At 41.2% G+C, this 13,972-nt stretch carries 11 protein-coding genes; 3 read left to right on the top strand and 8 right to left on the bottom strand.

The features are described 5' to 3' along the window. Positions 1-6: 6 nt before the first annotated feature. The 6 genes from B9T26_RS10795 to efp all read right to left on the bottom strand — a co-directional run bounded on the left by B9T26_RS10795 (position 7) and on the right by efp (position 7,157). Positions 7-2,016: a transglutaminaseTgpA domain-containing protein gene (locus B9T26_RS10795; RefSeq protein ID WP_086199699.1), complete on the bottom strand. Its 2,010-nt coding sequence runs from the start codon at positions 2,014-2,016 to the stop codon at positions 7-9. Positions 2,017-2,019: 3 nt separating this feature from the next. Beyond that, positions 2,020-2,925: a DUF58 domain-containing protein gene (locus B9T26_RS10800; protein ID WP_086199715.1), complete on the bottom strand. Its 906-nt coding sequence runs from the start codon at positions 2,923-2,925 to the stop codon at positions 2,020-2,022. Between the two features lie 24 nt (positions 2,926-2,949). Continuing rightward, positions 2,950-3,855 carry an AAA family ATPase gene (locus B9T26_RS10805; protein ID WP_227518804.1) on the bottom strand — a complete coding sequence of 302 codons (906 nt, stop codon included), beginning with the start codon at positions 3,853-3,855 and terminating at the stop codon, positions 2,950-2,952. Positions 3,856-4,009: 154 nt separating this feature from the next. Continuing rightward, positions 4,010-4,312 carry a YbdD/YjiX family protein gene (locus tag B9T26_RS10810; RefSeq protein ID WP_086199700.1) on the bottom strand — a complete coding sequence of 101 codons (303 nt, stop codon included), beginning with the start codon at positions 4,310-4,312 and terminating at the stop codon, positions 4,010-4,012. Further along, entirely contained in the window at positions 4,309-6,414 is a 2,106-nt protein-coding gene (locus B9T26_RS10815) for a carbon starvation CstA family protein (protein ID WP_086199701.1), read from the bottom strand. Before B9T26_RS10815 ends, B9T26_RS10810 begins: the two co-directional genes overlap by 4 nt. 173 nt (positions 6,415-6,587) lie before the next feature. Beyond that, the gene (gene efp / locus B9T26_RS10820; protein WP_086175500.1) at positions 6,588-7,157 is read right to left on the bottom strand and encodes an elongation factor P; all 570 of its coding nucleotides are present in this window, start codon (positions 7,155-7,157) and stop codon (positions 6,588-6,590) included. Positions 7,158-7,227: 70 nt separating this feature from the next. Here efp and epmB point away from each other — a divergent pair, with 70 nt between their 5' ends. Genes epmB through B9T26_RS10835 form a run of 3 tightly spaced genes read left to right on the top strand, consistent with a single transcriptional unit; the run spans position 7,228 to position 12,099 of the window. After that, positions 7,228-8,244 (top strand): EF-P beta-lysylation protein EpmB, encoded by a 1,017-nt coding sequence (gene epmB / locus B9T26_RS10825; protein ID WP_086199702.1) that lies wholly within the window; start codon positions 7,228-7,230, stop codon positions 8,242-8,244. A 13-nt stretch (positions 8,245-8,257) separates the two neighbouring features. Further along, positions 8,258-10,003, top strand: a complete 1,746-nt coding sequence (locus tag B9T26_RS10830; RefSeq protein WP_086199703.1) for a GTPase — start codon at positions 8,258-8,260, stop codon at positions 10,001-10,003. Beyond that, positions 9,985-12,099: an EAL domain-containing protein gene (locus tag B9T26_RS10835; RefSeq protein ID WP_086199704.1), complete on the top strand. Its 2,115-nt coding sequence runs from the start codon at positions 9,985-9,987 to the stop codon at positions 12,097-12,099. The genes B9T26_RS10830 and B9T26_RS10835 overlap by 19 nt, the downstream gene beginning before the upstream one ends. Positions 12,100-12,187: 88 nt before the next feature. Here B9T26_RS10835 and rpmE read toward each other — a convergent pair whose 3' ends face one another. Both rpmE and B9T26_RS10845 read right to left on the bottom strand, forming a co-directional pair. Continuing rightward, on the bottom strand, positions 12,188-12,412 hold the full coding sequence (gene rpmE, locus B9T26_RS10840; protein WP_001200845.1) for a 50S ribosomal protein L31: 225 nt from the start codon (positions 12,410-12,412) through the stop codon (positions 12,188-12,190). Between the two features lie 204 nt (positions 12,413-12,616). Then, positions 12,617-13,615, bottom strand: a complete 999-nt coding sequence (locus B9T26_RS10845) for a bile acid:sodium symporter family protein (protein WP_086199705.1) — start codon at positions 13,613-13,615, stop codon at positions 12,617-12,619. Between the last annotated feature and the right edge of the window lie 357 nt (positions 13,616-13,972).

Here is a 13,972-nt window from a genome sequence, read left to right on the forward strand (position 1 = left end):
TATTTTTTAAGACAAGTGCTTTCTATTCTTTTTTAAAGTATCTGCACAAGTTTTAAGCATGTCTCTAAATTGTTTTATTTGCAGATGATTTTGCATGAATGAATATTGTTGTTGCTGATAATGCTGTGCCGTTTGCGCAAATATCTGTTGCTGATCTTGCTCTGCCTGTTCGGCTAAACGAAACATCCAGCTATAAAAAGTTTCTGCAGGCTGCTTGCGCAAGCTGAGTTCCAATTGTTTGGAAAATTGTTGAATGGCACGCTCATAGGCAGAAACCGACTGGCTATTTCGATAAAAAATCCAGATGAAATAAACCACTACCACCAGCAGAATGCTCAATAGCATGATGATGCTGCTGGCATAAGCGCTTTTAATACCTAACTTTGACAACCAGCCTTGCTGCTTTTCGGCATCATAACCCACAACCTTGCTTTGCCATTGATAACTCGCATAATCACTCCAGATTCGCATGTTTTTCATCACTGCAAATTGGCGGTATCTCCACTTTTGCTCTTTATTGCCCAAAACACTGCGATCACTTTCAATATAATTTTGCATTCCGCCATCTATCCGCTGCGGTGCAATAATCGCAGTAGGGTCAATTCTTTGCCATTTGCCATTTAACAGTACCTCTGTCCATGCATGCGCATCGAGCTGACGTACTTCCCAACTGGCACGATCCGGGGCAAGCTGGCCACCCTGATAGCCAATCACAACTCGTGCAGGAATTCCGACATAACGCATTAACAGAGCAAAACTCGAGGCATAATGCTCGCAAAAACCACGACGCGATTGAAACAGGAATTCATCAATCCGGTTTTCCCCCAACAATCCGGGATTTAAGGTATAGGCGAATTCATGACTTTTGTACCACTGCAAAATATTGCTTATATAACGTTCAGGTTGCTGTCCACTCTGCCTAAACATCTCTAATGCAAACTGGCGTGATTGCTCATCTAAGCGCTCTGGTATTTTGGTATTGATTTGTTGCAATAACCTTATTGTGTACAAAGCCTCCTGTTGCGCATGAGCATTCCCCAGCCACTGCAATGCAATCGGCTGATTCTGCAAAATTTCTCGCACCGGCGTAATACTGCCATCCTGTTTTAATTGATAGTTCTGCTGTAATGGTCGTGATTTCTCCAAACCCATCACCCACATGACATGAGGATCAGCCGCTAAATAATGATAATCAAAACTGTATTTACTTTTCTGAACATCGTGATTTACGACCAACTGTTCATTCACAAAACTACTGGTCCAAGTTCTGCCATCATACTGATCTAAAACCATGGCTCGCCAATACAGTTCATTGCGGCTTGGCAATTGCTTCACATCACCAATAATTCGAAATGCCAGACTGGTCGACTGTGACAGCTCGGCAATATCACCCGGTGACATACTGTCACTCATACCGGTAACATTTTTTTGTACGGGAATCGGAATCGCCCAAAGTGGCGGCAAACGCGGAAAAAACACAAACAATAAGATAAAAAAAGGCAAAGCCAGAATCAGCAACTTAGCTACATGTTTGGCATCGCTTTGCCATGCGCTGGACTGATTTTGCAGTTGTTTAAATTCATGAGTCTGCAATCGATACAGGCCGATCAGGCAACTGAGTAAACATAACACCACCATCAGTGCCATCCAGATGGACTGGCTAAACAAAAATGAACTGGCACTGACAAACATGGCAAAATTAAACAGGATAATCACATCGCGTTTATTCTTGCTTTCCAAGGCTTTGGCAAATAAGAAAGTCGATAAAATTGCAACGCCCGCGTCTATGCCAATAAAAGTTTGATAGTTAAAATAAATGGTCGCCAGAGCAAATAAAGTCAGCACAAAGGTCCAAATTCTGGATAAAGCCTTGGACTGATCTTTTAAACTATAAAATAAACCCAGGATCATCAGAGCAAAAATCAGGCTCAATACTGGAGGATTAAAAAGAACCTGTGCCATCAGTATCAATGACAGGGTCATCAGCATTGAGGTTCTGATTTGTGCATGAATCATAATTTAAGCCTGCGCCAAAAGTTTTTTGGCCTGCAATAACTGATTTTCACCGAGGCCTACAGCCAATTCAGCCTGTGGTAAAAAGACCGCATATGCACACTGTATTTGCTCGCATTGTTCAATTAAGCCCATCATGAGACTTAATTTTTCTTCATGTTGAGTACTTGGCATATTGCTATAATGAATTTCGATATTCAGCTGCTCATTGTGCTGTTCAAATACCTTGATATATAAACCTTGTCCGCGTGCTGCCTGTTTCCATGACACAGCTTGCAGGCTATCTCCAGCCTTGAAATTGCGCAGTTCACGAAATTCGTCCATATCCGGTTCGAAATTTTGCTGATGCTGCTTATTTTCCGCATTGTACAAGGCCGCTTTGGGTGCCACCCATGAATATTCTTTTAAATAAAAATAGGTCCAGGCACGCACCAGTCCAAAGGGATAGACCGAATATACCTGCAGGGTTGGATAATCAAATTGCCCTCTTTTTTCAGTAAAAAAAGACAAGGTCATATTTTGCTTCAATTCTGAAATGAAGATTCTTTCCAGGTGCTGACTGGTTTTAACCCACAAATAACGCGGCTGCTTTTGTGCTTGCTGAAAATGTAATTGCAAATCCAGTTGCTGGCCTGCCTGCCCCACTTCATTGACAGAAACTTCAACCTTGAGCCCATGCAACTGCCTGAAGGTCAAATAAAAGCTGATACATAAAATGGCACTCACCAGAAAGCAAAAACCCAAAATCAGGTTATTGGCATAATTGATCCCGGCAATAAAGGTCAGCAAGATCAACACCAAATACAGATAGCCCTGCTGATAGATAAAAATCAGAATATCTTTTTGCGAGAGCTGTTTGATTTTTTTAAACTGAAAGCGTTTCGCTAACCATTTTTGCCACGGCTGGGTCAAAATTTTAGTCAAGTGAATCACCCTTTAGCTGACATTGACTTGCTGCATCAGCTGCAAGGTTTCTGCTTCACTTAAGCCAATACGATGCGACACTACAGCAGCAAACACCGCCTGTACGTCATCTGGCGTTACATAACTACGCTGTTCGATAAAGGCATGCGCTTGCGCTGCTTTTTTCAATGCCAGTAATCCACGGGTCGATAAACCATGCGGGCTTTTGCGGGTTTCAGTCGCCAGATCCAGCAAATATTCCAGCACCACATCGGCAATGTAAATCTGCGTCACCAGTTGTTGAATGGCTAAAATTTCCTGTTCATTAAAGACGTGTTGCAATGTGGCGATTAAGGCATAACGGGAATCTTGCTGTAATAACAGTTTTTCTGCTGAACGCGATGGATAGCCCAGTGATAAGCGCATCAAAAAACGGTCAAGCTGGGATTCGGGCAAGCTATAAGTACCACTCTGGAACAAGGGGTTTTGTGTAGCAATCACCCAAAAAGGTTGCGGCAAGTCATAGCGTACCCCATCGACCGTCACCAGCCCTTCTTCCATCGCTTCCAGCAAAGCACTCTGAGTTTTGGGACTGCAACGGTTAATTTCATCGGCCAACAAGATTTGGGTAAAAATGGGGCCACGCTTAAACTCAAACTGATGTTGTTTTTGATTAAACATATTCACCCCAATCACATCACTGGCCAGCATGTCATTGGTAAACTGAATACGCTGAAACTTCAATCCGGCAATATGCGACAAGGCACTGGATAATGTGGTTTTACCCAGCCCGGGCAAATCTTCAAACAGCACATGTCCACCGGCAAGCAAACAGCTTAAAGCCAGTTTGGTTTGCTGTTGTTTATCCAGAATAATGCTATTGATTTGGGCCAGAAATGTCTGAATTTTTGCAGCATAAGATTCCACCTGAAAATTCAGCTCTTGCTGCGCTGGCGTGAGTTCTTGTTTTTGAACTTTATTCGTACCCCAAATCACACTCTTTCCTCAATAAAAAAACGGTGCATGATTAACATACACCGTTTTGTAGTTTTTCCAAACAAATCAAAAGATTTCTGACAAATAATTCATCATACTAGCAAGGACATTTTTTCATTCCACCCGATGCACTTGGATAACGCGCATCCACACAGTATCGGTAAAATGTCTTCGCATCCATAGGCGTTAAATCAGCATGATGTTTTGCCATATGCGCCAAATAGGTCTGATAATCCGGCACACCCACCATCAGGCGAAAGCTTTGCTGTAGACGTTGCCAAATGATCTGAATGGTTTTAATCCCATTCAGCATCAAAAATTTTTTCGGCTGCGCCAGCACAGTGAATTTAATGATTTTACCCAGAGCCAGTTTCTGACGAATTTGATCTTTTAGACTCATTTCACCCCTCCTGTCACTTCATTTGGGCTAATCTCATCACTGTAAATAGCTTCAGATTCTTGCACGCTTGGATTAGGGTCTGCCAATGCACGACGAATGACACCAATCGCAGCAAATAGCATGACAATAGCCACAATCATGAAGAAACCGCACAGTACTGCATTAATCTGATTGGAGAATACAATCGTTTGCATTTCAGCAATGTCTTTGGCCGGTTTTAAAATTTCACCCCGGGCAATCGCATCGGAGAAACGGTTTGCCTGTGCCAGGAAACCAATTTTAGGATTTTCATGGAAGATTTTTTGCCAGCCCGCAGTCATACAGGTAATGAACAGAAAAATGGTTGGAACAATGGTGATCCACACATATTTTTCTTTCTTCATTTTGAACAGAATGACCGTACCTAAAATCAATGCCATAGCAGCCAGCATCTGGTTACCAATACCAAACAGTGGCCATAAGCTATTAATCCCGCCGAGCGGATCAACCACACCTTGGTAAACGAAGAAGCCCCAGCCTGCCACAGCAACTGCGGTACCCAACAAGTTACCAAAGAAATTGTGCGATTTTTTCACCGCAGGAATCACGATACCGACAGTATCCTGAACCATGAAACGGCAAGCACGCGTACCGGCATCTACTGCAGTTAAAATAAACAGTGCTTCAAACAGAATCGCAAAGTGATACCAGAACGCCATCATGGAACGGTTATTGAAAATTTCCGTAATAATGTGCGCCATACCAATCGCAAATGTTGGGGCACCACCGGTACGTGAAAGAATTGAGCTTTCACCCACTTCCTGCGCCAGTAAAGTCAATGCTTCGGGCGTTACCACAAAGCCTAAAGTACGCACCGCTTCCGCAGCACTTTCAACCGTGGTGCCTAATACGGCGGCGGGTGCATTGATTGCGAAATATACACCGGGTTCAAGAATAGTGGCGCAAATCATCGCCATCACGGCAACGAAAGATTCCATCAGCATGCCACCATAACCGATCACACGAATATCCACTTCGTTATTGACCAGCTTCGGTGTAGTACCTGAAGACACTAAAGCATGGAAACCTGAAATGGCGCCACAAGCGATGGTAATGAACAGGAACGGGAACATAGAACCGGCAAAAACAGGTCCTGTACCATCAATGAAATGCGTAACAGCCGGCATTTTCATTTCAGGCAATGCCACCATAATGCCCACAGCCAGACCGGCAATCACGCCAATCTTCAAGAAGGTAGAAAGGTAGTCGCGTGGCGCAAGCAGCAACCAGACAGGTAATGCAGAAGCAATAAAACCATAAACAATCAAACACCAGGTCAATTGCGTGCCTGAAAGGGTAAACAATGGTCCCCAGTAAGGATCAGCTGCAACATTACCGCCATAGACAATCGCCATCATCATCAGTACAAAACCGATAATTGAAACTTCGGCAATTTTACCCGGACGGATATAACGCATATATACGCCCATGAACAAGGCGATTGGAATGGTTGCAGCAATACTGAACACGCCCCATGGGCTGTTGGTCAAGGCTTTTACCACCACCAAGGCAAGCACAGCAAGAATAATGATCATGACGCCTAATGCACCCAGCATCACAATCACACCGGCAAAGGAACCCAGTTCCTGCTTTGCCATTTCACCCAGTGATCGTCCATCACGGCGGGTCGAAATAAACAGCACCAAGAAATCCTGAACCGCACCTGCAAGCACAACACCCACTAATAGCCAGATCGTTCCAGGCAAGTAGCCCATTTGCGCAGCAAGAATTGGCCCCACTAAAGGTCCAGCTCCAGCAATCGCAGCAAAGTGGTGTCCAAACAAAACATATTTATTGGTCGGCACATAATCCAGACCATCTGCCAGACGGTGAGCGGGAGTTAAACGTCTTGCATTGAGTTCAAAAACTTTATTGGCAATAAATAAGCTATAGAAGCGATAAGCGATGCTATAGACACAGATGGCAGCTAAAACCAGCCAAACTGCATTGACATGCTCACCTCTGCTGATTGCAAGTATCCCAAATGACACCGCACCTAGAATTGCCACCAGAAGCCACACTATTTTGGAAGTTATTGATAACTTCGGTTGAATCGTTTCCATGTAAAGCCCTCATATCTAATGCATAAATCAGCGTTCATTTTTATTGTTCGGTATAACTGCTGTTGCTTCCCTTGCGACTGTACTCCTCATACTTTACTTTTCATGTAATACTTTGGCATAAAAAAAGGGATGATTTTCATCATCCCTTTCGATAATAGTCTATTTTAAAACCATTATGCACGTTCTAAATAGTCACCAGTACGAGTGTCTACACGAACGCTTTCTTCTTGCTGCACGAATAATGGTACACGAACAACCGCACCAGTTTCGAGTTTAGCTGGTTTACCGCCGCCCCCAGAAGTATCACCACGTACGCCTGGATCAGTTTCAACGATTTTCAATACCACGAAGTTTGGCGCACTTACTGACAATGGCACGCCATTGAACAACATAATTGTGCAAAGTTCGTTAGAATCGTCTTTTAACCATTTTGCAGCATCACCCATTGCAGTTTTGTCTGCAGTGATCTGTTCAAAAGTTTCAGGATCCATGAAGTTCCACATTTCACCATCGTTATACAAGTAGTTCATTTCTACTTCTACGATGTCAGCACCTTCAAGTGTTTCATTCGATTTGAAGGTTTTTTCTAAAACTTTACCTGTTTTAAGGTTACGAAGTTTTACGCGGTTGAATGCTTGACCCTTACCAGGTTTTACGTATTCATTTTCCATGATTGAACATGGGTTGCCGTCAAGCATCACTTTAAGGCCTTGCTTAAAGTCATTTGTAGAATAATTGGCCATGAAAGGCTCGCTCCAAACTTACTAACTTAAATCTATTAATGCTAGACTAGCATTATTTTTAACACGTAGCATGATAAACTATTTGTATCAAGAGCAAAACTGGCAATCTCAACTGAGTGACCTAATTACGGATCCTTTAGAGTTGCTAGATGCGCTTCAGCTCTCGTCTGATCAATTATTATCAGGGGCTATTCTGGCTTCTGAACAGTTTAAATTACGTGTTCCGCGTGCATTCGTCGGAAAAATGAGCATTGGCAACCCGCTTGATCCCCTGCTATTACAAGTATTGCCCCATCATCTGGAACTTGAAGATCATCCCGGTTTTGTAACTGATCCTTTAGGGGAAGAACAGGCCAATCAACAACCCGGTGTACTGCATAAATATAAATCGCGCTTTTTACTCACGTTAACGGGTGCTTGTGCCGTTCACTGCCGCTATTGTTTCCGCCGTCATTTTCCTTATCAGGAAAACCTGCCTAAAAACGAAGACTGGTTAAATATTAAGCAATATATTGAAAATCAACCAGATATAAACGAAGTGATTTTGAGCGGTGGTGATCCACTTACCTTGTCTAACCGGAAACTTGCCCTGTGGATTGAACGTCTTGAGTCAATGCCGCAAATTAAATTTTTGAGAATTCATTCACGGGTTCCTATTGTAATCCCCAACCGTGTCGATGAAGAGCTGATTTCCCTATTAAAAAACAGTAGGCTGCGCATTATTCTAGTGGTACACTCAAATCATGCTGCTGAGCTTGATGATTTTACTTGCGCCAAACTGTCCATATTGGTTCAACATCAAATTACCGTGCTCAATCAAGCGGTTTTATTAAATGGGGTTAATAATTCTGCGCAGATTTTAGTGGATTTAAGTTACCGTCTGTTTGAGGCGGGTGTGATGCCATACTATTTACATGTATTAGATAAAGTAAAAGGTGCCCATCATTTTGATTTAAGTCCTGAAGACATTAATCGTATATATAAAGAGGTTTTAGAGAACCTGCCAGGATATTTGGTTCCTAAACTCGTTAGGGAAATAGCGGGCGAAAAAAATAAGACACCGCTTTTTGGAGTTTCAACTTTTTGAGTTAATAATAACGATGCTTATGAGTAATTCAGATATCTTCCAAACACCAACAGAGTTAAAGTTGGAAAAATTAAGCTTCTGCCCAACCAATGCTAAAGGGTTGCAAGACTGGGTATCTAATTTATCCATTCTTCAATTGGGCAATTCTTCCAAAGAACTTTTCAATGCATTGCTGGAAATATCAGAACTTAAATGTCCTGAAATGTTGCGTTTTGACTTGATTCAAATCCTGCATCCTACCCTGGATAATGTTTTAGGCAGTCTGGAAAAGCATTTTTTCAATCAGGGACTCATTACCAACGATCGTAGTGACCAGATCATTGAATTGGCGATACTGCTACGTAGTCATTTTGCCAAAATTTATATCGATATTTCAAAACGCTGCAACACGCAACTCAGCATCCAAAAGTTTTCTCTATTTGCATTCAATCAAAAGAAAAGTTTGCAAACTGCCAGAATCGTTTCTACCTATTATGCCTTGCAGCAACTGTCTTTATTACTTTACCAACAACATCTGTTATACAGCACACCTTTATTTGGACAATGGTTAATTGCACATCAACTGATTGAATGTGCAATGAAAAATAATTTTTATCAAACCAATATTAACCAGATACTGGATACGCAACATCCTTTACAGACCATTACTCAGGCTTATTCACAACTGATATTGCTGGAAATCCTGAATACCCATCAAATCCGGCCTTCGGAAATGCAGGGCTTGTATTTATGCAGTTTTGACTGGGCAAAACTGGTGCATGTGTTACCTAAAGAAACCACGCTTTCTCGCTATATTGTCGATACCAATAAAGACTATCCGCCGGTTTTTAATACCAATCAATCCAGCCTTTATAAACCGACCATCTACATTTCGACACAAAATTTATTAGATCACCTCTCTGAAACTCAAACCAAAAAGTCAGGTTATCTATCGCGTAATGAAAAGCTGTTCTTAACACCGGCACTGCATTTTCATATTCACAACCTGCTTACGACCAATACTGAGCGTCGTCATGAACGTTATGAATATTCTGCACAGTTACAAATCTGTTTTAGTCTTTCGGTGGCACATTTCTACCTGTCTAAAGGTAAAAACTTTCATGAGACTCTGGATCTAGATACAAATTATCAGTTCCACAATGAAAGCAGCTTTATCAATTCGATGAATTCGAATATTCCTGCTGAAATCACCACAGCCAAAACTTTAGACCGTGAAGCCAAACAAATTTATCCTGCAGAAGTTTTGGACATCAGTGTTAATGGTTACAGAATTAAATGGAATGGTGCTGCACCTTCGAATTTAAAAACCGGCGAATTTATTTTAATTCAGGAAAACACCCATAGTCCGTGGCGTGGCGGTGTGGTTCGCTGGATCAAGCAGTCAACTGCCAAGAGCCTGGAACTGGGACTAGAAGTACTGGCACAAGATTTATTCCCTTGTGCTGTTATGGTCAAAACAGATCGTCATAGCAATAATTACCAACCCGCCCTGATTGTTCAGTCCAACCAACTTGATGATGTATCAACCAGCCTGGTGGTGTCTGGTTCACACCTGTTTAGAGAAAAACAAACCATTCATCTACGTTTAGGGCAAGAAGAAATAAAAATTTATTTAACTAAAGCTCAAATCATTACACAAAGTTTTATTCGTTTTGAATTCGAGTTGCTGAATGAGCAACAAGAAAGTCTGATCAAAAACTTTATTAATAAGCAAACGAATGAAATTAAGAATCACGATTTATGGGAAGCATTGAAGTGAGAAATCCATTATTATCTAAAAAGTTAAAACGTACTGAAACACGTTTACTCATTATCGATGATAATCAAATACGTTTTAACCAAATCCGTGATCTTTTAACATCGAGTGAACATGTTGTACATGCTACCCTGCTTGATGATTTACAAAATTTCGAAAAACAATTACACCACACCTGGGATCTGGTTATTTTTGGCCGTGCTTACGACTTAAAATATGAACAGGCTTTAAGTCTGATTCGATTATCAAACCAACCCAACTTACCTATGATCCTGCTTAAGCCTGAGGATTATCAAGCCGATCAATACGCAGCTTATGTGCGTAAAGGGATCTATGACATTCTGAATCTGGAATATCCAGATCGTTTTTACCTTGGTCTTTTACGTGCGCTTTCATTAAGTCGCTTAGTCCTTACCCAACAACATCTCATGGAAGAGCTAGAAACGGCTCAAACCCATGCCCAATCTTTGGTACAAGAAAGCAACAAGGCCTTTGCCGTGATCCAGGAAGGTATTCATGTTCAGGCAAACCCTGAATATTTAGCACTTTTTGGCCTGAAAGATGAAGATGAAATTGTTGGCCTTCCTTTACTGGATCTGCTTCAGCCTAAAGATTTAAATGACTTCAAACTGCGCTTTAAAAAAATTTCCCAAGGTCAGTTTGATTTAGGGCGTTTTGAAATCAATAGCCTGAATAATCAAGTATCTATTCCAAATCCGCTGAAAATTGAGTTTTTACCCTCTACAGATGAAGAAGATGCTTTACAAATTACCATTGATACTGAAACTTCAACATCAGCTCAGACCACATCTGCAACAGCCGATGCTCAAAACCCTAATAGCTATCAGTTGATTAATCGCACGATTACTCAACAGCCTTCTGATATTAATGCACTGGTTCTGTTCTCCTTAACCTCATGCCCTGACAGCATTTTTGAAGGTGACTGGGATACTTTCAAAAATTATTTCGGCACGATTAAAGAGTTTTTAAAAGAACAAACTCATGTTCCCTTATTTAAAATGAGTTCCGGAATTTATGTGGGTTTGTTCCAAGCCGAGTCCAAAGCAAAACTCGAATCCAAACTTATAGGTTTAAGCTCGCTAAAAAAACCGCAATTATTGTCAATTAATCAGACATCCTATCCGCTTAATCTCAGAATTGGTTATACACTGCTAGATTCTGAAATACGCGATGAAAAACATTTTGAACAATTTATTGCTTCAGCTTATAAAACTGCCTTACCGGAAAATCAACCGACTCCATCACTTGTATTGGATGCACCATTAGATATTCCAAGCATTGAACTTCAGCATCCCGAAGTTAAGGCAGCCGCTAGCTCACCTGAAGCGACCCTACTCAGAGCCTTGCAACAAAGTTTGGATCGCGGTGAAATCCACCTTAAATATCAGCAACTTTATGACAAGCAAGACACCAATTTATATACTTATGAAGTGACCAGCGGCTTTATTTATGAAAATGCCTGGAAAGATTTAGCCGGCTTAAGAGAACTCGCAGAAGATCCTGAATTATCCATTAAACTCGATCGCTGGATATTAGTGGAGTCATGTAAACAACTCCATAATTTCATTACTCAATATCCTGAAGCAAAATTGATCGTGAATTTAAATAAAGCAGTGCTCTTACACGACCGAACCTTCCCTGAATTTATTTCCAAACTCATTACTATTGTTCGCAGTAAATTGAAGCATCCGTTAATTTTACAATTCTCGGAAGAAGATATTAGTCAAAATATTTCAGATGCCCAAAAGCATATTGCCCAATTGCGTCAATTTGGTGCTGAAGTTTCCCTTCGAGACTTTGGGAATACCATTTATAGCGAATCGATGTTACGTCAACTTGATGTGAATTGTTTAACTTTACATCAGAATTTGACCAAAATGTTGCAGGCAGAAAAAACCACGCAGGAATTACAGGAAAAACTAAGCTCTTTCCAGGAAATCAAACCTGGCGAAATCATGCTGCGTGACCTCAATGACATGACTCTGTTTGCAAATGCATGGAATGTGGATGCACGTTTTATTCAGGGTGATTATTTCCAGAAAAAACTGGATCATTTGATTGATGTACAAGACCAATAGGCCTTGTACAAGGTCTGTCATAGCATCATGGATGAAATGACAGACATAAAAAAAACGGGCAAGAAGCCCGTTTTTTTCATTTTGGGTATTAACGTTTGATAGAACGTGACATACCAGCAAAACGTTGTTTGAATTTGTCGATACGGCCGCCAGTGTCCACATTCTTTTGTTTACCAGTATAGAATGGGTGGCATGCTGAACATACGTCTAGGTAAATAGTTTCTTTACCAAGCGCTGAACGAGTTTCGATTACGTTACCACATGAACAAGTAGCAACTAATTTTTCATATTTTGGGTGAATATCGGCGCGCATCGTCGATTACTCCTAAGTTAAGAAAGGCTTATGCTGTCATCGCAAATTGATCACTCTCATGATTCATGAGGAATAAGCTTAATCCAGGAAAAAGCTAGACCAACACCACAACAGACCATTCTTTTGGCCCACCGAGACGGATACCGTCAGAGCTAAGCACAACAAGTGGGCGCAATTATACGTGAAAAAATATCAGATAGCGAATTATTCTTCACACTCTTCTATCGCCTTAAACTCATCTACAGGATGTTTTGACCAATAATTGGCAATGATCCCACAGACCATGAGCTGAATTTGATGAAAAATCATAATCGGCAGAACAATCATGCCCAAGGGCTGGCCAATAAATAAGATTTGTGCCATCGGTACCCCACTAGCCAATGTCTTTTTGGAACTACAAAAAAACATCGCGATTTGATCTGCACGGTTAAAACCCAACCATTTTGGAATGTACAAAGCCAGCAGCATGATCATAGTCAAAAATATCGAGCAAGCTACAGTCAAAACCAGTAGCGTTTGCCAGCTCACTTCTTGCCACAATCCTGCCACCACTGCCCCACTAAAAGCAGCATAGACCACCATAAGAATGGTCCCCTGATCAAATGCTTTGACTATTCCCGGCTTTTTCAGCATCAAGGGATAAACATAAGGTCTGAGCATTTGTCCCAAAACAAACGGCACCAGTAATAACAAAGTAATTTGGATAATCGAGGACGTTGGATTAAAGCCGTGTTGTGACTGACCTAAAATAAACACACTGACCAATACGGGGGTAATAAACATGCCGACGATATTGGAAAATGAAGCACTACACACTGCACTGGCTACATTGCCTTTAGCCACCGAGGTAAATGCAATCGAGGATTGTACTGTGGAGGGCAAGAAACACATAAACAAAAAGCCCCAGTACAGCTCCTTACCTAATAACGGTAATAAAACAGGTTGAGCCAGCAGCCCCAGTACCGGAAATAATGCAAAAGTAAATGCAAAGACCACCACATGAAATTTCCAGTGCAGCATGCCTTGCACTACAGCTTCTCTAGAAAGCTTTGCACCGTGCAAAAAAAATAGAATTGCAATCGCAATGCTGGTAATAATTCCAAAGACATCGGCAGCCAAACCGGATACCGGAACAATGCTGGCCAAAATTACCATGACAACCAGCAAAATAGTAAAGCGATCCAATGCCAATAGTTTTAACATGGGGACATCCTGTAGTTTTAGATAATAAAAAACCCAATAAGTGAATTTACCTAAAGGTAAAGTTTCATCTTACTGGGCTGAATAAATAAAGCCAGTTTTTCAACTCAATGTTGAATATTTTGTTTATCTATATCACTTTATGATGGGCCTTCTTTCATAAATTCCTTTTATTTCTCCCTATGGGAGAAAAATAAAGAGGGTGTTAATAATTATGAAAGAGATACCGTCTGAAACGTCAAGCAAATTATTGAGAATTCATGCTCAATAATCTACTTGATAAGGCCGTTGGTGTTTGAGTACACCATAACAAAGATGAACTAACTTCCTCATCGCAGCTCCAATCGCCATCATCTTGGT

The organism is Acinetobacter sp. ANC 4169 (genome assembly GCF_002135355.1).
In the GTDB taxonomy this organism is placed as follows: domain Bacteria; phylum Pseudomonadota; class Gammaproteobacteria; order Pseudomonadales; family Moraxellaceae; genus Acinetobacter.